The organism is Haladaptatus paucihalophilus DX253 (assembly GCF_000376445.1).
Taxonomy (GTDB): domain Archaea; phylum Halobacteriota; class Halobacteria; order Halobacteriales; family Haladaptataceae; genus Haladaptatus; species Haladaptatus paucihalophilus.
Genome location: NZ_AQXI01000005.1, coordinates 31,909 through 56,834, shown reverse-complemented (window position 1 = coordinate 56,834; position 24,926 = coordinate 31,909). Strand labels below are relative to the sequence as shown.

General features: G+C 52.8%; 32 protein-coding genes. 11 read left to right on the top strand and 21 right to left on the bottom strand.

What is annotated here, in order from left to right:
- Positions 1 to 2: 2 nt before the first annotated feature.
- Positions 3 to 1,754: a cytochrome c oxidase subunit I gene (ctaD, locus tag B208_RS0122180; RefSeq protein ID WP_007979179.1), complete on the bottom strand. Its 1,752-nt coding sequence runs from the start codon at positions 1,752 to 1,754 to the stop codon at positions 3 to 5.
- 162 nt (positions 1,755 to 1,916) lie between these two features.
- Between ctaD and B208_RS0122175 the strand changes: the two genes are divergently transcribed.
- From B208_RS0122175 to B208_RS0122165, 3 genes are all read left to right on the top strand, one after another.
- Entirely contained in the window at positions 1,917 to 2,477 is a 561-nt protein-coding gene (locus B208_RS0122175; protein WP_026178034.1) for a class I SAM-dependent methyltransferase, read from the top strand.
- A 120-nt stretch (positions 2,478 to 2,597) separates the two neighbouring features.
- Positions 2,598 to 2,831 carry a YgaP family membrane protein gene (locus B208_RS0122170; protein WP_007979182.1) on the top strand — a complete coding sequence of 78 codons (234 nt, stop codon included), beginning with the start codon at positions 2,598 to 2,600 and terminating at the stop codon, positions 2,829 to 2,831.
- Positions 2,828 to 3,307, top strand: a complete 480-nt coding sequence (locus B208_RS0122165; RefSeq protein WP_007979183.1) for a hypothetical protein — start codon at positions 2,828 to 2,830, stop codon at positions 3,305 to 3,307. Before B208_RS0122170 ends, B208_RS0122165 begins: the two co-directional genes overlap by 4 nt.
- Before the next feature lie 96 nt (positions 3,308 to 3,403).
- Here B208_RS0122165 and B208_RS0122160 read toward each other — a convergent pair whose 3' ends face one another.
- The 7 genes from B208_RS0122160 to B208_RS0122130 form a co-directional block, all read right to left on the bottom strand.
- Positions 3,404 to 4,036, bottom strand: a complete 633-nt coding sequence (locus B208_RS0122160) for a class I SAM-dependent methyltransferase (RefSeq protein ID WP_073096812.1) — start codon at positions 4,034 to 4,036, stop codon at positions 3,404 to 3,406.
- 70 nt (positions 4,037 to 4,106) lie between these two features.
- Positions 4,107 to 4,511 carry a helix-turn-helix domain-containing protein gene (locus tag B208_RS0122155; RefSeq protein ID WP_007979185.1) on the bottom strand — a complete coding sequence of 135 codons (405 nt, stop codon included), beginning with the start codon at positions 4,509 to 4,511 and terminating at the stop codon, positions 4,107 to 4,109.
- A 64-nt stretch (positions 4,512 to 4,575) separates the two neighbouring features.
- Positions 4,576 to 5,553 (bottom strand): sulfite exporter TauE/SafE family protein, encoded by a 978-nt coding sequence (locus tag B208_RS0122150; RefSeq protein WP_026178033.1) that lies wholly within the window; start codon positions 5,551 to 5,553, stop codon positions 4,576 to 4,578.
- A 17-nt stretch (positions 5,554 to 5,570) separates the two neighbouring features.
- Entirely contained in the window at positions 5,571 to 5,720 is a 150-nt protein-coding gene (locus B208_RS24615; RefSeq protein ID WP_018129179.1) for a DUF7512 family protein, read from the bottom strand.
- A 93-nt stretch (positions 5,721 to 5,813) separates the two neighbouring features.
- A complete protein-coding gene (locus B208_RS0122140; protein WP_007979192.1) occupies positions 5,814 to 6,284 on the bottom strand; it encodes a DUF6691 family protein in 471 nt (156 codons plus the stop codon).
- Entirely contained in the window at positions 6,284 to 6,778 is a 495-nt protein-coding gene (locus B208_RS0122135; RefSeq protein ID WP_026178032.1) for a YeeE/YedE family protein, read from the bottom strand. Before B208_RS0122135 ends, B208_RS0122140 begins: the two co-directional genes overlap by 1 nt.
- Positions 6,779 to 6,780: 2 nt before the next feature.
- Positions 6,781 to 7,959, bottom strand: coding sequence for an MBL fold metallo-hydrolase (locus B208_RS0122130; RefSeq protein WP_026178031.1), 1,179 nt, complete (start codon positions 7,957 to 7,959; stop codon positions 6,781 to 6,783).
- A 205-nt stretch (positions 7,960 to 8,164) separates the two neighbouring features.
- Between B208_RS0122130 and B208_RS0122125 the strand changes: the two genes are divergently transcribed.
- Together B208_RS0122125 and B208_RS0122120 are read left to right on the top strand one after the other, a co-directional pair.
- Entirely contained in the window at positions 8,165 to 8,407 is a 243-nt protein-coding gene (locus tag B208_RS0122125) for a sulfurtransferase TusA family protein (protein WP_007979199.1), read from the top strand.
- A 3-nt stretch (positions 8,408 to 8,410) separates the two neighbouring features.
- Positions 8,411 to 9,013, top strand: a complete 603-nt coding sequence (locus B208_RS0122120) for a DsrE/DsrF/DrsH-like family protein (protein ID WP_007979203.1) — start codon at positions 8,411 to 8,413, stop codon at positions 9,011 to 9,013.
- A 94-nt stretch (positions 9,014 to 9,107) separates the two neighbouring features.
- Here the strand turns inward: B208_RS0122120 and B208_RS0122115 are convergent, their stop codons facing one another.
- The 4 genes from B208_RS0122115 to B208_RS0122100 form a co-directional block, all read right to left on the bottom strand.
- Complete coding sequence (locus B208_RS0122115; RefSeq protein ID WP_007979205.1) at positions 9,108 to 9,809, bottom strand: DUF2270 domain-containing protein; 702 nt, start codon at positions 9,807 to 9,809, stop codon at positions 9,108 to 9,110.
- A gap of 72 nt (positions 9,810 to 9,881) precedes the next feature.
- Positions 9,882 to 10,163 carry a DUF7521 family protein gene (locus B208_RS0122110; RefSeq protein WP_007979207.1) on the bottom strand — a complete coding sequence of 94 codons (282 nt, stop codon included), beginning with the start codon at positions 10,161 to 10,163 and terminating at the stop codon, positions 9,882 to 9,884.
- Positions 10,160 to 10,537 carry a winged helix-turn-helix domain-containing protein gene (locus B208_RS0122105; RefSeq protein WP_008387949.1) on the bottom strand — a complete coding sequence of 126 codons (378 nt, stop codon included), beginning with the start codon at positions 10,535 to 10,537 and terminating at the stop codon, positions 10,160 to 10,162. The genes B208_RS0122110 and B208_RS0122105 overlap by 4 nt, the downstream gene beginning before the upstream one ends.
- 468 nt (positions 10,538 to 11,005) lie before the next feature.
- Positions 11,006 to 11,971, bottom strand: a complete 966-nt coding sequence (locus B208_RS0122100) for a transcription initiation factor IIB (protein ID WP_026178030.1) — start codon at positions 11,969 to 11,971, stop codon at positions 11,006 to 11,008.
- A 284-nt stretch (positions 11,972 to 12,255) separates the two neighbouring features.
- On the opposite strand from B208_RS0122100, the gene B208_RS0122095 reads away from it, so the two are divergent.
- Positions 12,256 to 13,680 (top strand): cytochrome ubiquinol oxidase subunit I, encoded by a 1,425-nt coding sequence (locus tag B208_RS0122095; RefSeq protein ID WP_026178029.1) that lies wholly within the window; start codon positions 12,256 to 12,258, stop codon positions 13,678 to 13,680.
- Entirely contained in the window at positions 13,673 to 14,677 is a 1,005-nt protein-coding gene (gene cydB / locus B208_RS0122090) for a cytochrome d ubiquinol oxidase subunit II (protein ID WP_007979216.1), read from the top strand. Before B208_RS0122095 ends, cydB begins: the two co-directional genes overlap by 8 nt.
- A 275-nt stretch (positions 14,678 to 14,952) precedes the next feature.
- Here cydB and B208_RS25120 read toward each other — a convergent pair whose 3' ends face one another.
- From B208_RS25120 to B208_RS0122080, 4 genes are all read right to left on the bottom strand, one after another.
- On the bottom strand, positions 14,953 to 15,234 hold the full coding sequence (locus B208_RS25120) for a 2Fe-2S iron-sulfur cluster-binding protein (protein WP_368085857.1): 282 nt from the start codon (positions 15,232 to 15,234) through the stop codon (positions 14,953 to 14,955).
- Positions 15,235 to 15,360: 126 nt separating this feature from the next.
- Complete coding sequence (locus B208_RS23615; RefSeq protein ID WP_007979218.1) at positions 15,361 to 16,260, bottom strand: sulfurtransferase; 900 nt, start codon at positions 16,258 to 16,260, stop codon at positions 15,361 to 15,363.
- A gap of 303 nt (positions 16,261 to 16,563) precedes the next feature.
- Positions 16,564 to 16,791, bottom strand: a complete 228-nt coding sequence (locus B208_RS25220; RefSeq protein ID WP_455550050.1) for a DUF7521 family protein — start codon at positions 16,789 to 16,791, stop codon at positions 16,564 to 16,566.
- A gap of 35 nt (positions 16,792 to 16,826) precedes the next feature.
- A complete protein-coding gene (locus B208_RS0122080; RefSeq protein WP_007979220.1) occupies positions 16,827 to 17,177 on the bottom strand; it encodes an ArsR/SmtB family transcription factor in 351 nt (116 codons plus the stop codon).
- A 106-nt stretch (positions 17,178 to 17,283) separates the two neighbouring features.
- Here B208_RS0122080 and B208_RS23605 point away from each other — a divergent pair, with 106 nt between their 5' ends.
- The 4 genes from B208_RS23605 (at position 17,284) to B208_RS23595 (ending at position 20,574) form a co-directional block, all read left to right on the top strand.
- Complete coding sequence (locus tag B208_RS23605) at positions 17,284 to 18,129, top strand: DsbA family protein (protein WP_073096777.1); 846 nt, start codon at positions 17,284 to 17,286, stop codon at positions 18,127 to 18,129.
- Positions 18,126 to 18,662, top strand: a complete 537-nt coding sequence (locus B208_RS0122075; protein WP_026178027.1) for a hypothetical protein — start codon at positions 18,126 to 18,128, stop codon at positions 18,660 to 18,662. Before B208_RS23605 ends, B208_RS0122075 begins: the two co-directional genes overlap by 4 nt.
- A 111-nt stretch (positions 18,663 to 18,773) precedes the next feature.
- Positions 18,774 to 19,547 (top strand): DsbA family protein, encoded by a 774-nt coding sequence (locus B208_RS23600; RefSeq protein WP_232423935.1) that lies wholly within the window; start codon positions 18,774 to 18,776, stop codon positions 19,545 to 19,547.
- A 127-nt stretch (positions 19,548 to 19,674) separates the two neighbouring features.
- Positions 19,675 to 20,574 (top strand): DsbA family protein, encoded by a 900-nt coding sequence (locus tag B208_RS23595; protein ID WP_139025494.1) that lies wholly within the window; start codon positions 19,675 to 19,677, stop codon positions 20,572 to 20,574.
- 68 nt (positions 20,575 to 20,642) lie between these two features.
- Here the strand turns inward: B208_RS23595 and B208_RS0122065 are convergent, their stop codons facing one another.
- From B208_RS0122065 to B208_RS23585, 5 genes are all read right to left on the bottom strand, one after another.
- Complete coding sequence (locus tag B208_RS0122065) at positions 20,643 to 21,740, bottom strand: MBL fold metallo-hydrolase (RefSeq protein ID WP_139025495.1); 1,098 nt, start codon at positions 21,738 to 21,740, stop codon at positions 20,643 to 20,645.
- A gap of 240 nt (positions 21,741 to 21,980) precedes the next feature.
- Positions 21,981 to 22,097 carry a CcmD family protein gene (locus tag B208_RS25115; protein ID WP_073096783.1) on the bottom strand — a complete coding sequence of 39 codons (117 nt, stop codon included), beginning with the start codon at positions 22,095 to 22,097 and terminating at the stop codon, positions 21,981 to 21,983.
- A 2-nt stretch (positions 22,098 to 22,099) separates the two neighbouring features.
- Positions 22,100 to 22,771: a cytochrome c biogenesis protein gene (locus tag B208_RS0122060; protein WP_049805670.1), complete on the bottom strand. Its 672-nt coding sequence runs from the start codon at positions 22,769 to 22,771 to the stop codon at positions 22,100 to 22,102.
- 116 nt (positions 22,772 to 22,887) lie between these two features.
- Entirely contained in the window at positions 22,888 to 23,571 is a 684-nt protein-coding gene (locus tag B208_RS0122055) for a cytochrome c biogenesis CcdA family protein (protein ID WP_026178025.1), read from the bottom strand.
- A 48-nt stretch (positions 23,572 to 23,619) separates the two neighbouring features.
- Positions 23,620 to 24,852 carry a c-type cytochrome gene (locus B208_RS23585; RefSeq protein ID WP_073096786.1) on the bottom strand — a complete coding sequence of 411 codons (1,233 nt, stop codon included), beginning with the start codon at positions 24,850 to 24,852 and terminating at the stop codon, positions 23,620 to 23,622.
- Between the last annotated feature and the right edge of the window lie 74 nt (positions 24,853 to 24,926).

Here is a 24,926-nt window from a genome sequence, read left to right as displayed (position 1 = left end):
AATCACTCGTCCGTGTCTGTTTTTGCGTCGGCAGATGTGTCGTCTCCTCCGTCTGCGAGGACCGCTTCTCGCTTGCGCCTGAACCACTCCCACTCGTGCGTGAGCAGTCCTTCTTCTTCCAAATCCCACGGGTCTGCGTCGTTCACGTCCGGCCCTTCGATCGCTGACTGGACCACGTTCCAAAGGAAGATAATCATCCCTACACCGAGTATGAAGGCCCCCACCGAAGTGATCTGATGCAAAGTAACAAATCGGGGGAGATACGTGGCGTATCGACGAGGCATCCCGTCATATCCCAGTAGGAGCATCGCAAAGAACGTCACGTTGACGCCGATCATCATCAACCAGAAGTGCCACTTTGCCAGCTGTCGCTGATACATTTTCCCTGTGAACACTGGGAACCAATAATAAATGCCTGCGAACACAGCAAAGAGCAGTCCTCCGGCGAAGAGGTAGTGGAAGTGTCCCACCACGTAATACGTATCATGGACAATCAAATCAACCGGAATCGATGCGAGGAAAACTCCTGTGACACCACCGATGATGAAGTTCGAGATGAACCCGATACAGAACAACATCGGAGCAGTGAGCCGAATTCGTCCGTTCCACATCGTGGTGATCCAATTGAAGGTTTTCACTGCACTGGGGACAGCAATCGCCAGCGAGACGGCCATGAAGCTTCCGCGTATTCGCGGATCTATACCGGTCGCGAACATATGGTGGGCCCACACTCCAAATGAGAGGACACCAATTGCCAACGTCGAGTAAACGACAAATTTGAACCCGAATAATTTCCTCCCAGAGAAACGGGGAATGATTAAACTGAGCATCCCCATCGGGGGGAGAATGAGAATGTATACTTCAGGATGTCCGAAGAACCAGAATAAGTGCTGATAGAGAATCGGACTTCCACCTTCAACAGCGAAAAATACTGTTCCGAAGTTACGATCGAGTAACAGCATAACGATCGCAGATCCAAGCACGGGGAAGGAGAACAGGATCAACCCGGATTGTACAAGAACGGTCCACGAAAAGATATCGAGCTCGGCCCAGCCGACGTTTTCGCCTCGCTCGGTAAAGATTGTCGCGATAAAATTGATCGCCCCCATCGTCCCGCTGAGCCCGATAAGGTGAAGCCCGAGAAGAAATAGATCCACGCCCGGATTCGGTAACTGCGCCGATAATGGCGTGTACATCGTCCAGCTCGTCGTTGATGGCTCGACTCCAATGCCGAGGGGAGCAAGAAAGAATCCTGCCCAAACGAGCAGGGTCGCAGGAGGTAATAGCCAGAATGCGATCGCATTGACGCGAGGGAATGCCATGTCGTCCGCGTCGATCAACAGCGGGATGAGGTAGTTCGCGAACGCAGCGAGAACTGGCGTGCCAAAGACGAGAAGCATCGTCGTTCCGTGGGTCGTCATTAACCCGTTGTAGAGGTCTGCCCCTATCAGCGTCGTTTCTGGTGTTGTCAGTTCCGCTCGCATCAACAGCGCCGCTGTGCCAGCCCAAAACAGGACGACGAGACTGAACAAACCATAAAGAATGCCGATATCCTTGTGATCAACTGTCGTCAGCCATCGAATGAGTCCACTCGGCTTCTCCGCGGTAACCTGTTCCCGTTCGTGTCCAGGACTTCCACCACTTGTGAGCGGAGTATAGGTACGCCAATCCTCGACGCGAGCAAGCCACGCAACGACAATGAGGAGAAACACCCCCATCAGGACTGTAAGCGTAATCTGGGCTGAGATGGCCATGTGAATAGTACTCGCGCTGTAAGACAGTGAAAATGAGGTTGGCCTACGACAACGCCAAAATTCGGATAGATAAGCCGTATTAGACGAACGGGGCTAGACGGTTAGAAGGGAGGAAACTCAAACAGAGAATATTTCACAGAGTGTGCACAACTATTCGCATAGATGGGCCATCATACTTTCGACCCTGACCGAGCTGATAAGCTAGAAGATGCCAGTCAGCGGTACCGATACCTCTCAGCGGAAGAGTTGGTCGCTGCACTCTCCACGACCGGTGGTGACGTTATTGCCGATCTCGGAAGTGGAACGGGATTCTACACCGACGACGTCGCTCCTCACGTCGATCATCTCTACGGTGTCGACGTACAGGATGCCATGCACGACTACTATCATGAGAAGGGCGTTCCGGACAACGTCGAACTCATCACGAGCGGTGTCGAAGACCTCCCGTTCGAGGATGGACAGCTCGATGCGGCGTTCTCGACGATGACGTACCACGAATTCACGAGCGGTGACGCGATACAGGAACTGAAACGGGTGCTCGCATCGGGCAGTCGCATTGTCATCGCCGACTGGTCTGCCCATGGGGGAGGAGAGAGCGGTCCACCTCTCGAGGAGCGATTTACCGTAGAAGAAGCGGCAACAGCGCTTCGTGAGGGCGGGTTCGATATTCAGTCCGAATCAACTCGCCCAGAGACGTTCGTCATCGTCGGTATTCGAACGTAGTACTCTCGAATATTCAGATGAGTTCAAATATCAATTTCAGTTAGAGACTCGGTTCTGCCGGGCGGGTATTGTACACTATTGCCAAACTGTTAATAGACCACCTGCCTAACTGAAATCAGTATGGAAAAGAATGTCGGCGGCCTCGACCGGACAGCACGACTCATTGGCGGACCTATCCTCGTCGCGATCGGTGTCGCACTCCTCGCTGGCTATCTCGATATCGGACTTGCGGGGACTGTCGGACTGGCCGTGACAGCACTCATCCTCGTCGCTGGCGCGATCTTCGTTATTACTGGAACGACGCAGAAGTGCCCCGCAAACCAAGTGGCCGGGATAAACACGTACGACAAATGATAGTGGCGGACATGGGAGAGCCCACATCACCGATATCGACGATGCGGCTCTACGGGAGTCTCATCGCTTTTATATCGGGGAGTTATTCGGTGTACCTGTCGACGGCCGGGAGTGGAATGTCGGGCAGTGCCTGGTTCATGCTGGCACTCGGTGTCGTCGTCGTGATCCACGGTGTCGTCCTCCTCACTCCGGTAGCCACTCGGCTCGGCACGGCGAGCGGACCACTTATGATCGGGTACGCGGTGCTAATGCTGTTGAATCAGGGACTCATGCTGACGCGGGATCCCATGGGAAGTGGGATGGATTCCGGGATGGGATCGGGAATGAACGGCGGTATGGCGTCCGGAGTGGCGACCGTCGACGGCGGGATGGTCGCTATCGCCGTCCTGATGCTCGCTAGCGGCGTCATCATGACTGTCCGCCGAGGAATGATGCCAGCGGCGTCGACATCTTCGACGACGACTGAAACGGATTAGTTCAAGAGACGACGTCCGTTCTCAGAGTTGGGCAAAAAGCACAGCTGGATACAGCTATCGACCCGAGAGCGGTACTATAACCTAGTTGAACTTCAATCACTCGCGTTTTCGGAGGCGACCGCGGACGAACGGCCAGACCGGCGTCATCCCGACATCGAGGCGTTCGATCTCGAGAGTATCGAATTCTGGGGTGGCCGTGAACTGAGAGATCGTCTGTCGGTTCAGATGGCACCCCCCCGCGATTCGCCGCCACAGCGGTGCCAGTACGTTCTGGACAGTAGCTCGCCATCCGTCAGCGTGGACGTGTTCGAGAAACCGGAACTCACCGCCCGGCTTCAGGACCCGATGAACTTCCGCGAGAGCCGCTTCCACGTCGGTGATCGTACAGAACACCATCGAGGCGACCACGGTGTCGAACTGGTCGTCTCCGTACGGTAACGACTCGGCACTCGCGTCGCCGATATCGATCTCTAAGTCAAGCTCGCTCGCCTTCGATTCGGCCTGTTTTCGCATATGGGGGTCAGGTTCGATCGCGTGCAAGGAGGCAGCCTCGGAGTTTGAAAAGTACGGGAACATCGCACCGGTCCCAGCACCCAGGTCAAGTACACGCCCCGTAAGGTTACGAACAAGATACTCTCGATGGGGACGGAGAACCGTTCGTTCGGCGACTGCCGTTACCGGATCGTAGAGAGCTGCGAAAAGGGGGTGGGTGGGAGAATCTTCGGCCATACCTGCTATACTGGGTGGTCGATCCGTCTCAAGAGGGGAATACGGAACGTCAGCAAGACTTCGTGTAGCGTCACTGTTCGGCCGCGACCGGATCGGCCATCTGCTGGTCGTACTTCTCGCGGAACTCGCCGATTAGTTGCCCCATTTTCGCGTACCAGTCGTTGAGCATCCGCTGCATGTCGTCAGCGATTTTGTCGGGGTCAGTCGGTCGGTAGACGTGATAGTAGCCGCCCTGATCGTAGTTGATCTGTTCTTTCTGGACGAACCCGGCCTGCATAAGTCGTTGGACGGCCCGATACGCCGTCGACCGCTCACGGTCGATACGCTCGGCGATTTCGTCGACAGTGAGGGGCTCAGAACTCTCTACAAGCAATCCGAACACGTCCTTGTCGAGTTCCTTCGTCCCGTGGAAACACTCCAGCAGGCCCTCACAGGTCATGTCCTGGCGGAGCATTTCACTCATCGAATCGGTCATACGATACTCGAGTGTACGTCCCTAGTTCGTAAAAACGTTTGTATAGTCGGTACAAGACTGTACGCTACGATGTGGTCAGCCGGCACCACGTTCCGGTAGCATCCCCTCGGAGCCGACAGATCGCGGCGAGGACGACAGCACTGCTCACGAGTAGCGCTGCACCGAAGATGAGCACGATACTCACGGTGTTCAGCGCCTCAATTCCGTACGCGGTGCCGAGTTGCTTCGCACTGACAGCGAGGCTCCCCGCGAGCAACATCGCGGCGAAGTAGCCCTTGATGTCATCTTCGTCGACGAGATCCGTCGCGCCGGCACCGATGCGAGCACCGAGGGCGCTCCCGATCAGCATCGCACCGACGACGGGAAGTGCGACGGCGTCGGCCTGTGCATACGAGAACGCACCGTACGCTCCTGAGATGGTGATCTGTAGGATATCCGTTCCGACGGCGACTGCAGCTGGAACACCGAGGCCATACATCATGGCGGGCATCAACAAGAAGCCGCCTCCGACACCGAGGAATCCGGAGAGGACACCGACAGCCAGCCCTACGGCGAAGATGATGACACCTGACACCTGGATGTCACCGCGTAAGGTGACTATCGGTGGAAGCTCGATTCCCTGTACCGTTTCGGACAGATCGACGCTGGATTCGTCATCCGTCGAACGAGCGTCCCGGAGGGTGAACAGACCGACGATGGCCAGTAGACCGACGTACGCGATACTGATGATCAGATCCGCCTGGCCCGTCGCTTTGAGGAAGAGAACCACGTACTTCCCAGCCTCGATGCCGATCGTCATGGCGACAGTCATGATGGCCGCGAGTTTGTAATCAACGTGCCCGTGGTCGCGATGTTTGATCGCACCGATGACGCTCGTCCCGAAGACGAACGCAAGGCCGCTTCCGACGGCGACCTCGGCCGGGTAGCCAATGACCAACAGCGCCGGCGTAACAAGGAACGATCCACCCATACCGAAGAAGCCGAAGAGCGTCCCGATCATCAGGCCGAAGCCGACGAACGCGAGAATCAACAGGAGGCTCATTCCGAACACGTCCATTATTACTCACCACCGAGTGTATCGAGTACCGTCGGACCGACCGCTTGCGTGAGCGCGCCGTAGCCCACGTACAGCACAATCGACTCGGCGAGGACGAGACCGATTTGTGCCGCTGCCTGTGAGGTACTGCTCAGCGTTTCGATACCGAACATTTCACTTGCCACCTAGAGTTTTGTGTGATCGAGTCATTTTGACGCTATACCATTGCTGTAGGTGTGATGGGTGATTCAGTTTGAACATGATATTCAATCAGCCGTCGATTCAACCCCGTCAGCGGCATCTCCGGCACGGAGCGTCCGCCAGTAGCCCTGTGCGTACGCACCGAGGAACATGCCGACGATGGACCAGAGGATGGGGTAGTTCCCGATACCGATACTTGCGTATGCGGCCCCAGGACAGATGCCGGAGAGGCCCCAGCCAACGCCGAAGATACCACCACCGACGAGGACGTTGCGATCGAAGTCCTTGAGACGGCGCGTGTACTCGCTTCCGGTCAGCGGCGCGCGGTTGAGCGAGCGTGTCGCAATTGCGAACGTAATCCCGGTCACGACTGCGGCTCCGCCCATCACGAAGAGTAGACCGAAATCCTCGAACTGGAGGAAATCGAGCACGACTTCGGGGCGGGCCATCCCGCTGATTGCCAACCCGAGCCCGAAGACGAGCCCACCGACGTAGATGACGGGGAGAAACCACGGACTGCGCACGGTCTCAGCCATTACGGCGACACCCCCAGGGCTTGGACTAGCTGTGCCGTCCCGATGGCGACGACAAGGAAGGTGGCGACGTTCACGAGTGACGTATTAGATAGCGATCCGACGCCGCAAACACCGTGCCCGGAGGTACACCCCTTTCCGAGGCGGGTGCCGACGCCGACGAGGAAACCCCCGCCGAGCAGTCGCCACCACTGGACATCGGTCGTCCAGATACCGGGGTGCAACACGAGCCCCCAGATCGCCGCACCGCTGATGATACCGGCGGTGAATACCAGCCGCCACCCGCGCGACTGGACGTATTTGAAGCGATTGAACCGCGGCACGTCCGAGACGTACGATAGCGTCGACTCGAGAAACGTACTCGCACCCGCGATGATGCCCGTGGCAAGGTAGATGATCGCGGCTCCGAGTCCAACGAGCAGTCCACCGAGGAGATACGGCGTGATTCCTCGGGGGAAGAGTTCACCGACCGCGAGCAGTGGTATGATTGACTCCATCATCAGTTGGTGAGCGCCTCGTCGCTGGCCGCACAGTTGTTCGGACCGAGCTCGAGTTCGAACGCTCGATCGTCGTCCGGTGCCGCCTGACCGAGGTTCGTCGCAATGATCTCCTCGTAGTTGGCCGGCCGGGGTGGCATGTCGGCGACGATGAACTCGACGAACGCTTCTTCGCTCATCGAAAGAGCGTCCATGCGTTCGCGGAGGTCGCCGAGTGTAGCTGTGTAGGTACCATCGTCGGTCGGTGTCGCTGCATCGCTGAAGTGTGCAGGTGCGATGACCGTCTCGTCAGGGAGGGGGAGGACCTTCTCGTGGAGACTTTCGTACAGCGTCCGAGCGGCGTTCCTCGCAGCCTCCGGGTCCTCCAGGTCCGGACGGGCAACACTTTCGGTGAAGAGGCCATCGCCGGTGAACAGCACGTCTCCGACCCGGTAGGCAGTCATGCCGGTCGTGTGCCCGGGCGTGTGGATCGCTTCGAGTTCGACATTTCCAACGGTGAGTCTCTGGCCGTCACCGATAGTTTCGTACTCGAGGTCGTAGCCGACACCGCGGTCAGCTGCGGGCGTGGGGAGAACCGCGGACGCCCCGGTCTCCGTAGCGAGTTCGCGAATCCCAGAGATGTGATCCGCGTGGATGTGCGTATCTAGAGCGTATTTGAGGTCAGCCCCGAACAGTCGGAGGTCCTGAAGATACTGGTCAGTGAACGCGCGAAGTGGATCGATAAGAGCCGCTTCACCGTCCGAAGCAACGAGATACGCGAGGCACCCACTGGATGGACGCTGGTACTGGGCGACTGTGGCGTCGATATCAACGTCGAGTTCCGTGTATTCGTAGATGCGCGCCCAGCCCTTCATACCGTGTTCGAGATGGTTGACGTCGTAGCCCTCGGCTTCGAGCGACTCGGCGATCATCTCGCTTGACCCGCCTTTCGCACAGAGGACGGTAACCGTCTGATCCCTTGGGAGATCGGCGAGCAAGTCCTCCGGGATCCCGTCGAGGAGCTGGAAATACGGATAGTTCACGATGTCGACGGTCTCCCCATCGATATGCCACTCCGCATAGTCTCCTTCCGAGCGGGCGTCGAGGAGGAACACGTCTTCACCGTCGTCGATTCGTGCTTTCAATTCTGTGGGCGTAATCGATTCGACCGCTCCATCAGTCTCTGGAGTCGCTTCGGTCATCGTCACCCACTGCTACCAGCCACACGCCAATAAAGATTCGCATAGAAAACCAAATATCGAACAATACTATAGCCCCAATTTTTACGCTCATAGCTATACCACGCCGCTTTTCTACATAATAACCCCTATGGTAATGTGAGGTATTGGAATTGCCATCGATACACTTTTACTGCCGTGTCCAGTATTGGGTGTCGAAGTCAATACTATGATGGAAGACGAAATCGCAGAGAGCCTCGATGTCAAAGGACAGAATTGCCCCATGCCCGTCGTCAAGACCAAACAGGCTGTCGACCAGCTCGCTACCGATGACGTTCTCGAAGTCCTCGCAACCGACCCGGGGAGTATGAGCGACCTCGCTGGATGGGCCGAGACGACCGATGGGGTCGAGCTCCTCGACCAAGAAGAAGGCGATGACGTGTACAAACACTACGTTCGCAAGACCGAGTAACGAATGAGCACCGAAACAAACGACGGAACCCAGACGTCGACTGAAACGGGAGAGACGACAGACACACTCAGTCGAGAGGAGCTCCAAGCACGCATCGAACAGCTCGAAACTCGACTCGCTACTGTCGAGAATACGACGGGTGATGACCAACAGAAAATGTCGATCATCGCGACGAAAGGGACGCTCGACATGGCGTACCCGCCGCTCATCCTCGCGAGCACGGCGGCTGCCTTCGGCTACGAAGTAACTGTATTCCACACGTTCTGGGGTCTGGATATTCTCCACGAGGAGCGGTCGAAAAAGCTCAAGCTCAGTTCGGTGGGCAACCCCAACATGCCCGTTCCGAACGTCGTTGGTGCACTCCCCGGTATGGACCGCGTGACGACAAAGATGATGGAAAAGCAAATTAAGGACAACGATACCGCGACCATCGAGGAACTCATCGAGACATCACTGGAGATGGGCGTCGAGTTCCAAGCGTGTCAGATGACCATTGACCTGATGGACTATGACGAGGCCGACTTTTACGACGGCGTGACGACCGGTGTCGGCGCTGCGACCGCAATCCAGGACATGGCGGAATCGGACATTCAACTCCTCATCTAAGCTACAACGGACCTATTGGTCCTGATCGAGTAGGTCACTATTGCGGCTGATTTCGAATCAATACCGATCCAGTGGGGCAACTCAATTTAGTAGTTCACTGATCCCTTCGAAAATCACTCGTCCGCAGTTCTTCTTCCGCGTACCATGTTCGGGGGCGACAGGCAATAACTCCGAGTATGAGTGCATACAGAGAGACGATGACCGTCACGAATTCGCCAGGAATCTGACCGATTGCAGCACTCGATGGCCACGGTTGCTCGACGAACGCTGTGACACGAATGACCCACGCAGCAAGTAGGACTGCGAACAGCGGGAGATAGATCCGCCGCAGCCGGTGTGTAATCGCTTCCTCCATCGTGATTTTGAGTGTCGGCTGGTCGTAGTCGTCGGCCAACTTGTACCGCCAATCAGGGTCAGCAAGTTCGCGAGACGGATCTAGTCCCAGTGCAAACACGTTTCGCTGGAGCGTTCGGACGCGGGAGCGCCAGATGTCGTACCCCCGATAACGGCGCGCTTCGACGACGAGAAAGACCGTCAGTGCAGCCCAGCCGACGAGAATCACGTAATGGGGATTCGTTCGGCTCGAAAAGGCCCACGTGAGGATCGCCGCCATCATGATGACGGCCCAGTTCGTCGTTCGGTCGAGGCGTTCACGCCAGAATTTCATCCGATGAATTTCCCCCCGATACAGGTGTGCCATCGAAGAACTCGGCCCCATCTCTTCGTCTAACAGTCCTTTACCAATCTCTCGGAAGGAGCGAGCCTCTTCGTCAGCATTGTCTGAGCTGTCGGTCATCAATACGTGGGAGTATTGGGATTGCTATACAAACCGACTTCGACTTCGAACCTTCGGAGGCGAACGCAGAGATCACCCACGTTCGAGATAGAGTGAATACATGATTATCGCAAACCCGATTGCAACGAGGACGCTGTTGATCAAAACGCCGGCTTCAAGCGAAACAGAGAGCAGTTGATTAGCAATTCCAGCGAGAAGTGCTCCGAGGGTGATAGTCCCAAACCCGATGCCAAGAGCCCGCATCGATGGGGCTCCAGTCCGACGATACGCTTTGAATGCAATGTAGGTGATTCCACTCCCCAAGAGCAGAATCACCGTCTTTACGACGACGATCGCCGTCCCCATCCAAGTCATAGTTCGTCACCCATTGTCGACCAGATATCAGCGAGCCGTTCGTCGGCCTTCCGGGGCGGTCGTTCGACCGTCACCGAAAAATCGTCTTCCTCAGTCATCGAGATCGTTACGTCGTCGAAATCTCGCTTATATCGAGTCGTGCGGCCACCTCCGGGATTGATCGTGTCTTGCTCGCGAACGAGCGAGGCGTTACTGAGAAGCTCCAGTTTCCGGTACAACGTCGATGTGGGGATGTCACAGGTGTCCGTAAGTTCGTTTGCGGTCATGGGTTCAGTTGTAACTCTGAGAATGGCTCGGCAGTCGGGGTCGTCCAGCGCGTCCAGGACGTTCTGCAAGGATGGGGAGTCCTCGGACGACGCTGAATCGCGCACCATTATCTGAGTTAAGAGATGCTCCGGAATATGACATTCGATTGGTGTGCAGGTGAACTCTCACGAAAGACGGTCGAAGTGGCCACACAGGTAACGAAACCGTCTGAGACATGTTTCAAGGAGACGCTACTAGGTATAGGAATCGACATGAGAGATGGACATCCTTATACTCACAAATCGCATTCAGTCTCCACCAGCCGTCTTCCGGCGTCTGTCACTTTGTAGCACCCTCGACCGAGAGGATAGATTAATCCTTGCTGGTATAGCCGCGAACAAGTTTGATCGACTGTTATCGCATGCGTGTCTGTTGCCATAGCGAGATCCGTGACGTGGACTGGAGCGTGCTCAAGGAGTGTCTCTAGAATTTCTGCATCCGTCTTGTGCTCGAACGTACTCATATCTCGGTTCGGTTCGTACATCGGTAGATAGTACGCTGTATCATGAGTTGGTTGCTTCAGGCCCCGTCCAGACTTACAGTTGCTCCGCGTAGACTTCGAGGAGTTCTTGGTAGCGATTCCGAATCGTGACCATACTCACATCCGCGGCGTTACTCACTGTTGCCTGGGTGAGCTGTTCGTTAGTCAAGTGAGTCGCTGCATAGAGGGCGGCTGCGGCTAATCCCGCAGGGCTCTTTCCGCTGTGAGTGCCGGTATTCTTTGCTACGTCAAGTAGCTCTCGTGCCGTTCGTTCAGCTTCATCACTGATTTCTAGGGTTGACGCGAATTGGGGAATGTACGTCGACGGATCCTCGGGCTCAATTTGTAGGCCAAGCTCGCGAGAGAGATAACGGTACGCTCGTTGGATGCGGATTTTCTCGACGCGACTGACGTCTGCAAACGTGGTCAGCGGCCGTGGGAAATGCTGTTGCCGTGCAGCGGCATACAGTGAGGCGGTCGCCATCCCTTCGATAGACCGACCGGGGAGTAAATCCGATTCGACGGCGCGGCGGTACAGGACTCCGGCCGTTTCGCGAACCGGCTCGGGGAGCCCCAGCGCGGAACCCATCCGCTGGATCTCACCAAGTGCTTGCTTGAGGTTTCGCTCCTGGGCATCTTTCGTCCGGAACCGTTCGTCCCATGTTCTGAGCCGCTCTAAGCGAGCACGTTTCTCCGTTGGAACGGCCCGTCCAGAGGCATCGGTATTCTGCCAGCCGATCGTCGTGCTGAGACCCTTATCATGCATCAACTGCGTCGTTGGAGCGCCGACGCGACTCTTTTCGTCCTGCTCCTCAGTATCGAAAGAACGCCACTCGGGACCGTGATCGAGTGCCCTGTCTTCGCAAATCAGCCCACAGTCTTCGCAGCGTGTCTCACCGTGCTCGTCATCGCGAACGATTCGTCCCTGACATTCCGGACAGGTAGTAAGCGACTGCGATTCGGCAGTCTGCTCACCGGTACTACTGCGATCGATTTCGGTGTTGAGTACTGTGTTCGTCATGTGGGTCTGTGAGATGCTGATCTTGGCCGTCGACTGAGTCTCTCTAGCAAAGCTATCGAAGTGATCAGGGATGAATAGATGGCGGATTCCCATTCGATGGGAATCCGACGCCCGTTGATTTGCGTCCATCGCGAAATACTATTGATGCCAACCCAACGCGTTCCCCTTCATCCTCTCTCCGAAGAACAATCAACGAACAGGGTTGAGCCGTCGATCCAAGGTAGATACGTCTCTCAGATACGCAATATGCCGTCTCCAGCGGGATACACGAGGTGGTGATTTTAGTGGTTGATCCCGTCATCGCAAGTCGACTCCAGTTTGCGATTACCACTATCGTCCACATCATCTTCCCCGTGATGAGCATGGGACTTGCACCCTTCCTCATCTACTTCACGTGGAAAGAAGTTCGATCAGAACAACCAATCTACGAGCAACTTCGTCGGTTCTGGACCCGTATCTTCGCAGTGAGTTTCGTCGTCGGAACCGTCACCGGTCTCGTCTTGGAGTTCGAGTTCGGGACGAACTTTGCCGCCTTCTCAACGACCGCTGGCGAACTATTCGGCGGCCCACTCGCTCTTGAAGGGATGATGGCATTCATGCTCGAGGCGACATTCCTCGGCATCTTCGTCTTTGGCCGCGAACGAGTGTCCGACCGACTCTACTTCCTCTCGAGTATCGCTGTCGGCCTTGGGACGTGGCTGTCGGCTGTCTGGATCCTCATCGCGAACTCTTGGATGCAAACACCCCGTGGATTCGAGGTCGTCGTCGAGAACGGCCACCGTGTCGTGAAACTCACCGATCCATTAGCAGCGTATCTCAACCCACGATTCCCGTATATGTTCGTCCACATGCAGAATTCAGCCGTCGAGTCAGTCGCGCTCTTCATGGCTGGCGTCGCCGCCTACTACGTGTTCCGCCACCACGTCTGGGGCTATCCGATCGAACACATCGGGTTCTGGGAAAAAACGCTCAAGATTGCGCTCGTCGCGTTACTCATCACAGCCCCACTCCAGGTACTCCACGGTGACGCATACGCCCGTCACGTCTACGAAACCCAGCCACAGAAGTTCGCCGCGATGGAGGCAGTCTGGGAGACTGAATCGTATGTCCCAGAGTACATCGTTGCGTTCCCGACAGACGTCAACGACCTATTGGATCCCCGGACCAAGGACCTCTTCGGCATCGGGATACCAGGTGGCGCATCGTGGCTTGCAAGCGGTGGTGATCCACAGGCAACGATACGCGGGCTCGAGTCCTTCGACACACAGGCACCACCAGTCGCAATCGTCTTCTGGGCGTTCCGCATTATGGTCGCGCTCGGCTTCTGGTTCATCTTGTTAGCATTCTGGGGTGCGTATCGCTGGTGGCGCGGGGAACTCTTCGAGGACGACCTCCTCCATAAGGCGTTGATGGGGTCGTCACTGCTTGGCTTCGTCGCCGTCGAGGTCGGCTGGATTGTCACCGAAGTCGGCCGCCAACCATGGGTCATTCAGGGCGTTATGAAGACCGAAGCCGGCGTCTCACCTGGATTAACGGGTGCAGAAGCAACGTTCACACTGCTCGGATTCGTCACCGGCTACGCACTGCTACTGGGGCTGTACACCTACGTCGTCAGTCGCCTCATTCGGGCAGGGCCACCAGCAGATGAGGACCTGCAGAGCAGCGCGGATTCGACAGCGACGGAATCAGAGGTGACCACGAGTGACTGAGATTGGATCGCTCGCAAGCGAGCCGCTGTTTGGACTTCCACTCCCAGAACTCTGGTTCGCGCTCTTGTTTTTCATTTTCGCGATGTTCCTCTTTCTCGATGGCTTCGACTTCGGTGTCGGCATTCTCTTCGCTACCCGTGACGACGAGCACGAACAAGAGCAACTACTCGCAGCTGTCGGTCCCTTCTGGGACGGTAATGAGGTCTGGCTCGTCGTCTTTGGGGGGACCCTGTTCGCCGCCTTCCCCGCAGTATATGCAAACCTCTTTAGCCGGTACTATCTGCTGATGTTCGCGATCCTCGCCGCACTCGGATTTCGGGGGCTTGCACCGGAGATGTACGAAGAACGTGAAGACACCCAGTGGCGACGGTTTTGGGGATACGCGTTCATCATCGGCAGTACGACGACGCCGTTCCTGCTCGGAATGTTCGTGATGAACTGGCTCCTTGGTGCATCCGCACTCATCAGTCTACAGGGCGTGCTCGCTGGCCTTGCAGTTGTAGCACTAACCGTCGTCGATGGCGCGGCGTTCCTCGGATTGAAAACGCGGGGGGCGCTCCGAGATGACGCACGAACGTATGGCGTACGGGCAGCCATTGGCTATCTCGTACTAACTGGCCTCACGCTAGGACTCGTGTATAGTACTACCCCAAGCCTACGCCCCTCGTTCCAATCACCTGCCATCGTCGGTCTCGTCCTCCTGACCGGAGGTCTCGTCGCGGGGTACATCCTCGCGTTCCGTACGCAGCGATATCATCTGACCTTCGTAATCGCGGCCGGGCTCGTCTTTGCACTCGTCACACTGCTTGCAGGACTCATGTTCCCGGTCGTCGATCGAGCGGCTGAGCTAACGATTCGCGACGCCATCATCTCGACGCTGCCGCTCAACCTCATGACGATCATGGCGAGTGTGCTACTCCCCCTAGTATTCGGGTATTTTGTCGTGCTCTATTCCGCGTTCAGCGGTCCAATCGAAAGCGAGGAAACGTACAGATGATCTACAGAAGAACCCCACAGGCAAGTCAAATCATCCTTGGGGCTCACCAGCAAAACCGTCGAACTTGATGAACCACGAATGAATTCCCAATCTCACTCCAAAACGAAACCACAGCTTGCATCACGGATTGTCGTAACGTGGGTCGAACTCACACTTGTCGGACTCGTTGGAGGCATCATAGGGACGTCAATCGGAGGACCACCAGGTCTCATCGTCTACTTCATCACAACGCTCGCGTCAGTCGGTATCGTCTTCTATAACGTGAATCAGCTCATTCAACAGTGGATAGCATTGAGTAGTTCAGACGGACAGGACACGTCGTGACGATCTGTAATGTCTATCATTCGATCAGCCATCGAACGAGACGGTGACGTCCGACCGGGGTCTCGCCGTGCAGAGTAGTGCGAAGCCAGCCTCACGGTCTTCGTCGTGGTAGCGGCGGCGTGTGGATGGGCGACTTCCCCGTCGACGACACGACCTGCGCAGGTCGTACACCACCCCTGCTGACAGTCGGCCGGTAGCCAGACACCCTCGCAGCGCGCGGCCGCGAGGATCATCTCATCCGTGGACACCTCGATCTCGAATGTCCGCCCTGCGTCGTCGCGGCTGACGTCCTTGGGTATCGTAACTGTCAAGAGCTTAATGCTGCTCGAAACCGACTTGTGTAGTCCAATAGAGTAGATCTATCCTTCATTCGCTCGGGTCGCAGAATTGTCGGTTTCAACTTCAACAGGCGAACGAATGAGGTTACCCCACTCGGTCCATGACCCATCGTAGTTTCGGACATCCTCATACCCTAGTAGTTCGTGAAGCGAGAACCAAGTGATCGACGAGCGTTCACCGATACGACAATAGGTGATAATACCGCTATCTCCGGTAATGTTGTAGTCCTCGTACATCTTTTCTAACTCCTCTTTACTTTTGAACCGTCCGTCATCTCGAAGATTTTCACTCCAATTGATGTTGTTTGCACCAGGGATATGCCCAGCACGTTGTGCCGTCTCAGGACTTCCTTCTGGAGCAATTTTTTCACCGCGATATTCCTCAGCACTACGCACATCGACAAGAGGAACCCCGATTTCAAGCGCATCATCAACACCCTCACGGTAAATGCGAATATTATCGAATGGCCCACTGGCAGTGTAGTCCCGTGCTTGAAGTTCTGGTTCTTCGGTCGTCAGTGGGTAATCATTGGCTTCCCAGAAAGCTCGACCGCCGTCGAGCAGATAGACTTCACTGTGTCCATAATATTTGAATTGCCAATAAGTGTACGCAGCCCACTGGTTCGACTCATCGCCGTATAACACGACTGTCGAGTCTTCTGTAATTCCCGCATTTCCCATGATCTCAGCAAACTGATCTTGTTTGAGAATATCACGCTGAGTTGAATCCTGAAGATGGGTTCCCCAGCGAAAGCCAATTGCGTTTGGAATGTGTTCATTGCCATATGACTCATCATAGTCAATATCTGCTTCAATCAGACGATATTCAGGATCCTCACGACTGAACTTGGCAAGGTTGTCATCTAACCATTCTGCTGTGACAAGAGCGTCATTCGCGTAGTCACTGGTGTTTTCGCTCATACACGTTATTTATCTCAATAGACATAGTTAGGAATTCATTTGGCCAGCGCCAAAGGCGACAACATTTAAATACAGATGGACAATACTCGGTTCAATATATATCGAACTACGAAACCCTCCGCAGGATACTATGTCAATACTTAAGAGATAACCAATCGAGCCCTTATTCTGGCCAAGGTCAGAGAGAAAGCCGAATGGGTGTCTTGCGCTATCAACTCATTACCACAATCGATTGATAGCGCATCAGTTGCTCGACGGACAAACGATAGCTTAGGAGAGTATCTAAACAGTGTCTACCAAACATCATCCATACAACGAGTATAGGACACACCCCATTCCTACAGCAACTAGCACGGTTTGAGCAGCTCCAAAGATCGCAGGTGAGATATTTAGTGATTGGATGAGCGAGCATCCCATCGTTCCACCAATAGTAAGGAAAATAAAACCGATTGCAACGAATAGCATTGGCTCACTCTGGTTACGACGGTAGCCACGAAATCCCTGATATGCAATGAGAAGTCCAAGTGCCATTACAAGCAATTTCCCCACGAACAGTTCAATACGCATTATCGATCCCCCCTCATGTCTCCCCATACCTGCGTAAATCGGTCAGCAGTATCCTGCTCGGTAATGCGTATGGAAAGGTCACCGTCGGCAATACTGATTTCAACGTGTTCGACGTTCGCCTTGTAAACTGCCCGATGATTACCGTCTGCCTCCAACTGAGTTCGTTTTTCGACCAACTCCGCGTCTTCGAGATTGTTTAGCCGGCGGTAGATGGTCGGAAGCGACGCATCACATTCAGTACTAAGGGTCTGGGCTGACATCGGTTGTTTGCTTGTTTTAGTGAGAATCGAACGGGCGTAATCATCATCCAGCAAGCTGAACAACTCGGCTGGATCCAGATCCTCACTCACACACGGATTAGGGATGGGCGTTATTTAAAGGATGTCCAGTGGTTTCCAACCCAGAAAACGAGCAGGGAGGTTATGACCTCTCCGAGTCTTGCTTGAGATAACGATCATGTCCGACAGTATCGATAAAAATAGCCGCAGAGCATTCCTTGGAACTGCTGGGATATTGATCACAGGACTAGCAGGCTGTACGAGTACCAATACCGAAACTGACAATAAAACTACAACAAAGCAGAACACTACCACGGATAGTACGAGGGCTACATCCAATACGTACTCTGAAACGACAACCGAAACCAGTACACAAGAGGATACAACTAGCACTACCGCCTCTAAACCGCAATCGTTGGTGTATGCGAGCACAGAAACAACCGATTTCGGGATCAACCTGAAGGATAACCCTCTAATGGGATCACCTAATGCGCCCGTCGATCTCTATTACTGGAGTGACTATCAATGCCCATTTTGCAATCGATTCGAACAAGATACCTTCCCAAAACTCCTTGAAGAGTATATTAAACCAGGGAAGGTGCGTCTCGTCATTCTCGAATATGTAACCATTGGAGACGCCTCAAAGACAGCAGCTCGTATGGCGAAATGTGTCTGGCGACAGGTACAGGAAGAGAATCCGGATGCATTCAAACGCTGGCATGCTTCAATATTCGACGCGCAGAAGAAACCAAACTCAGGTTGGGCAATAAAGCAAAATCTGCTTAAGATTACAGAAGGGGTGAAAGGCGTTGATGCTAACGCAGTCGAGTCATGCTTACCAAAAAATAAACAGTCTTTATCAGCAAGCGTTGCTGCCGACAAACAAGCTGGGAAGGATAAGGGTGTCAATGTAACTCCGACGTTTATTTTTGACAATTCTACGTCGAACGGGATGCCCTCGTCCATTCAAGGTGCACAACCATATCCTCGTTTTGAAGCAACAATTAAAGAGGTAATGAAATGAGCGAACAAACCCGAGTTCACCGATGGGGTGCAGATCTACAAAGCGCACTTGCATACCCAATAACCTCGATTTCGCGAGTCATCAGTGCCATCCTTATTGCGATTGTGACGTATGTATTGCTGATACTCTCAACCTTTCCGGAAATGTCGATACAAATGCTGGGTGCAGGGCTGCAATGGTTCGATGACACGATGATTCTACTGACTGAAAACGTGTTGGCGACCAATGGATGGTTCGGTCTCGCCCTTATTATCTCGTACGCAGTGCTAACTGGTGTTGCCATCGTCAATGTTGTAGCGCAAATAAGTGTGACTGGTATATCCAGCCTGTCTGATCTGATAGGAGTACTGCCGGGGCTCGTTGCATCAGGGTGCGCCAGTTGCGGTGCTGGATTGCTTGGATTCCTTGGATTTGCTGGTGCCATGGCCGCAATGCCATTTCATGGTGATTTGCTCCGGGTTGGTGGGATCATTCTCCTCCTAACATTCCTTGCCCGTGCAGGCGACCCGCGTGAATGCCGACTTAATATATGAACGAATTCAGCATGCACTGCTCTACACACAGACGAACTCATAGAAATTGGCGTCTGATCCAGAAAACAAGCGAACGGCACTGCGAAACAGGACGCGCAGAGAAGGATCACAATGCGTGATGTCAATGGATTAAAGTCCCGACGTCTATTTCTTGGAACCGTGGCTGGGTCCCTATCTGCGATAGCTGGCTGTACGAGCATCCTGCCGTCGTCTAGCAATGATTCAGATACTGGGGGTACCACCAGTAACCACAGTTCAAATCGTAACTCAACTTCCCTGCTGTATGCGACAGAGAAGACAACAAAATTCGGTATCGATTTACAAGGCAATCCAGTTATCGGGGCAGCAGATGCACCGCTCGATTTGTACTATTGGAGTGACTATCAGTGCCCCTTTTGCCAAAAATTCGAGCAAAACACTTTCGATAAAATACTTAATAACTATGTGAAGTCAAGCGACGTCAGAATCGTAGTCCTTGAGAAACCCTACATAGGTCAAGCATCAGAAACAGCAGCTCAGATGGCAAAATGTGTGTGGCGAACAGTACGCAATGAGAATCCGGATGCATTCAAGCGATGGCATTCGACTATGTTTGATAAACAGGGAAAAGAAAACTCGAGGTGGGCCCAGCGGTCGAACCTATTAGAGATAACCGATACCGTTCAAGGTGTTGATGCTACTGCGGTTGCATCTTGTATGAAAAGGAATAAAGATGCTGTGCGAGCAAGTATTGATGACGATATAAAGGCATCTGAAACCAATGGGATTCGGGGAACGCCCGCGTTCATTATCGTTGATCGCAAGTCAACGAAGGCAGGTAAACTCGTTGGCGCACAGCCATACTCATTGTTTAAAAAGGCTTTTAAAAAGGTCGATAACGCATAATATCGACCACCATTAATACTGGGCGGCTGAGATAGTTCTAGAGAAGTTCTTTCTATATCTATGATGGTAAAACAGTGGTGTTAGAGTTGCAGCTTTCTCTTTAAAAAACCTCGACTAATTTCTCGCTGTGCAACTACTCATCCGGATTTATTTAGATTGCTGTCAAGAGTTAAATACAGGACATTCCACACCGACAAATGGTCGAAGTAATATTCCAACCATGAACAAATCACGGCGCAAATTCTTCCAAGTAATAGGGTCGACCGCGGTCGCATCATCAAGTGGATGCACAAGTCTCTTCGGACAAAGTAACACGACAACTACGACATCCACGACAACCAATGAACAATCAACGGAAACACAACAAACACCCGATTTAGAGATATCAGACACTACAACAACAAGAGAAAAACAAGAAGTTCAGAGACCAGCTGGTATTGTCAACCAAGTCTCGACTCCAAATCAACCTGCGCAATACACGTATGCGCAGATGGGGTCAAACGATGCACCAGTAACAGCAACTGTTTATGGAAGTTGGAAGTGCCCGTATACGCAGGAATTCGTAGAAGAGTATCTTCAAACGATAATTGAAAAATTCGTCCGTCCCGGAGATGTTCGCCTTGCCTTCCGAGAAGTCGCATATGATGAGGGTGAACCATTCCATGGACCTGATGAACTCACTGCTGCTCATGCCGGACTGTCCGTCTGGAACCATTCACCAGGAGTATACTGGTCATTTTTCGCCCTTATGTTCGCTAACCAACAAAGCACAACTGAATCATGGGCAACAACTGATCGGCTAATTCAAATCGCCAAAGCAGCTGGTGTTTCGAATAGTAGCAAAATTCGTCAGGATATCAAGAATCGAACTTACCAGCAAGAAATCAAGGCAACGATGCAAAAAGTTCATGAGCTAGAACTCGGAGCCGTTCCGAGAGTTGTGGTTGGGAAGAGCAAAACAGCGCCGACTGTCGATGCTGGCGATACAGAGAATCAACTCAAACAAGCGATTGCTGACAAAAAATAGATACGGTGAAGACTATGAGGAGTAGCTTTTTCTCTCCATTCTATATGGTTGTCCCTGCTTGACTTGCTTTACTGTGGAATAAACATGAGACCATCACCGCTAGCCCCAGAAGTTCCACTTTCATCATTCATCTTCGTTTTAAGAATACGCCCGTCAGGATATACATCGACGAGATCGTTCGCAATAGCAATTGGACCATCATATTTGTCGGTGATGATGCTTAGTTCTTCACTCAGATCGGTGACTGTATCCCGACTAATATGTGAGAGAACAAGTATGCCTGCCCCTGCTTTTTGTGCATTCATCCCAATTTCGCTTGATGTTGAGTGAAGCACGCGTTTTGGTTCACTACCATCCATTTTCGATTCAGGTTTGAGTAACCGATTCTGAATCATCACTTCAGTTCCCTTCGCCAGTTTCGGGACATTTCCAAGCTTGGAACTGTAATCTCCCGTGAAGGTAAACGAGGTACCCTGGTATGAGACACGGTATGCAAGTGATGGCATTGCACCATGCTTCGTCGGAGCCGCATCAACGGTCAGACCGTCTTTCGAGTACACCTTCTGAATCTTACCAGAGTTGTCAGTTGGTGCGTTGATGTCGTGTGCCTCGAGACGTACATCCGTTCCAAGGTACTGTCCCACGAATTCCTGAAGATAGCTATAAGCACCATCATTTCCATCAAACATTTTGGAGATCCATTCCTTTGTCCCAGGACGGATACCTTTACCAGATGGGCCATAGATCTCCCATGGCCGACTATCTCGTCCTTGCTGATAGGATGCTTTGAGAATCGCAGGGAACGCAACTGAGTGATCGACGTGAAGGTGTGTGAACAGTGTGAGGTCTAATTTTGTGATATCAATATTTGTTTCACTAATAGCTGATGCGGTACCACCGCCAGCATCTACCAATAGTCTCGGCTCGCCATCAATGTGTACGATATAGCCGACCGATGAACGTCCATTCTTCAGTGCCGATGCACCGGATCCAAGAACTGTTACGTACATATCCGCGTCTTGTTTGGGTGTCTCAAAACAAGAGTCATCGGGTTGATCTGCGCTTCCAGTACTGCTGAAACCGGCGGCAGTTAGTCCTGCAGCTCCTGCGGTTTTAAGAAATGTTCTTCGTTCAGTTCCGATACGAGTGATCGTCTCTAGACTCATTGCGTTGAATGGGTTGATCCCGTTATGAGATGAGCCTTGCAATCAGTTTCAAACGCAGCAAACACTGCAGTGCATTTAAGTGTAAATCACAGCTAGATGGGGTTGAACGAAAAGATAGACGAGTAGAGATGTCACTTATTAGTATCTTGCCAAGCACACTAAACTGCATAAAATGCAGCCTGTTATCTAACACATCTAATCATATGCGAAAATTGGAAAATGATTTTTGCTGTATATAGCTTAGTGTTGATCAGTAAGTTGACTTTCGAGCGAGAGAAGCCGACGCTGGAGTCGAAACACGTATCCAAATATTGTAAGGAATATGGCACTGTAACCGGCGATGAGTAGTGGCTCCATGATTATCTCTGGTTTTGTATTGTTTCCCAAAGAACCTTGTCTTCTAGTTCGTGCAGTTTGATTCGAACCCCCATCAAGTATGCATACAAAAATGTGACAGCGATGATCGACACGACAAGCGTGAGAGGATCAATATTTGCACTGACGTTTTCGTTTCCAAGGGTTGCCTCGTGAAACGTCGGCGTCCAAAGGCGCGTTGCGGTATAGGAAATGGGGACGGTTACAAACCCGATGACCCCATAAACGGATGCATACTTCTCGTCATCACTATTCTCGGTGGAGGAGTAAACAACGAGGTACCCAGCATAAACGAGCCAGACAATGAGAAACGTGACGAGTCGGACATCGCTCCACTCCCACCAAGAGTTCCAAACAACTTTCCCCCAGATGCTACCCGTAATCAGTGTTAATGTTGCAAATAGAAATCCGATTTCTCCTGCACTGTGTGCCAGACGATTCCAAAAACGCCCATTGTACCGCAGATAAAGAAGACTCCCAAGAAACGTCGTAGCAAGTGCAAGAGAACTAGTCCACGCTAGTGCAATGTGCCAATATGCAATTAGATTTGCACCATGGTCGATACCATACATTGTACTTGAGGCATGCCCAAAAACGAGAATAATTGAGACCATCCCAGTGAGGAGCGTTCCCCATCTTACAACTCCGCTCCACATGACCCGGTCAAGAAGCCGGACTAAGCGACTTAACCCAGATGATATTGCACGCATATCCCTATTCTATACCCATTTTCTCCTCCGTTAACTAATCAATTTCGTTCCCTAAATGAGAGTCATATGATCAACGACATTATGAGCTTATCAATATCAAATAACATCGCGATCCCAGTTATGATGAGAACATATCCCGACGCTTTACGAAGATTTTCTGGTCGTTGTCCCTGCAACAGTATATTGACTAGGGCACGTCCGCCTTGCTTACCCCCATAAGAAACTGCGAGCAGGGGGAGAGAAAAGCCGAGACCATACACAAATAAGAGCGAACTGCTTCGAGTGACATCGCCCGTCGTCCCGACATATGCCAAGACACCACCAAGAATTGGGCCGACGCATGGAAGCCATACAACTCCTAGGAGAAGACCAAGCACAAGAGCACTAGCAATAGGATGGGACTCTTCATCAATGATTGTCGTTGTCTCGGTTGCGCGACCAGCGATTTTCGAGGTATACTTCGAATATAACTCGTGGATCTCGTCATCAGCCATAGTAGCGCCGAACGCAATCATAATAATCATCAGAGGCGCTCGAAGGGAATCCGGTGAGATCTGACCGACAATTCCAGTTGCAACACCAAGAGCTGTAAACGAACCTATGCTACCTACCACTATTGCCAGAGGACGGAATCGGTGACCAACACTTCCAGCAACCATTGGTGGCAACATTGGGAGACAACATGGTGTTAGGATAGTGAGTACTCCAGCTACAAAGACCGCAACTGTACTTGGTGCTTCAACCATCTCTTCCCCTCAAATTCTCAATAGAGTCTGTATTGAGATATGTTTGCGTTAGGATGCTCGTCGTTGATTTGAACCACTAAATGTGGCACCGATCGCGACACGACTACTCGTATTCGCGGTGCCATTTATTGACGTTTCATTCAGTGGGTTTCGATATCGTCTAACGTTGTCTGGGATATCGCCTTTGTTAAGCGGCTCTGTGCCGACAGGAATTCCTGCCATGAGGAGCTTCTTGCGCATTGGATTCATATTATAACCGAACCGGTCTTGGACACGCTTATAATAGACCGCTTCGTCCGGTGGTCCATCTGCCGACCAGTCTTTGTTCTGTCGGTCAAGATGCGGCCGATCATGCCCGTTGACGAATCCAGCAATATCCTGGACATCGCGCCAGTCGCTTACTTGGTGGGGTGAACCGTACGGCATCGCTTCACGAATGAAACCGGCCGCAGTGTAGACTCGACCCATACCGGCACCGTCGTTATACGAATCTGGACCCCAGAGCGGTGGGTATTGTCCTTTTGAACCTTGCCCATCTTTCCCATGACACGAAGCACAGTTTTCAAGATACAATTTTGCGCCACGCACAGGGTTGATATTCGGAACAGGTATCTCTTCACTACCTTCTGGTTTGCGAATGTGCCGCCAGTATGGAACTTTTTGAACTGGTGTACCCTTTGCCAACCAGACAAGATATGACTCCATCGCCTGTATTTCACGGCTATCATACGCAGGGATGTTCTTCGGATCCGTGTTCATGCTTCGGAGGAAACATCCCTGAATACGCTGACGCATGTCCCGCATTCTGCTTGTCCGTCCTGTCCATTCCGGATATCCAGCGGCTGTTCCAACAAGTGGAATCATAGTGATTTCCTGGCCGACCATACCATTTGCGCTGGGAAGTGATCCGCCACCGTGACAGTTGGCACACGACATCCGACTTGATCCCGTCTTATTCGGAATCATACCAGATGTATTGGCAAACAGTTGCCGTCCATATTTGACAAGTTCACGGCGGTGTTCATTTTCGGGTAATGTTGAATTATTCATCTTTTTTGGAACAAATGCAACATTTTTTCCGGCGGTCTCATTCCGATACCGCATATGGTCACCAGCTTGTCCCTCTCGTAGATCTTTTTCCATCCAGTCGAAACCACTCCATTGACCGGGTAGTTTGAGCTCACCTTTTTGGCTAGTGTCTTCTCGGAACAACATCGGGGCAGTACAACCTGCCAAAATAAGCGTGAACGCAACCGTTGCTGTTGCGATCCGGCGATTCATAAGCACCTCTTCCAGCAGATTGTTGTTTGTAGGGGGAATCGTCCCCCCGTCATGTTCGTTGCATCCATAACTGT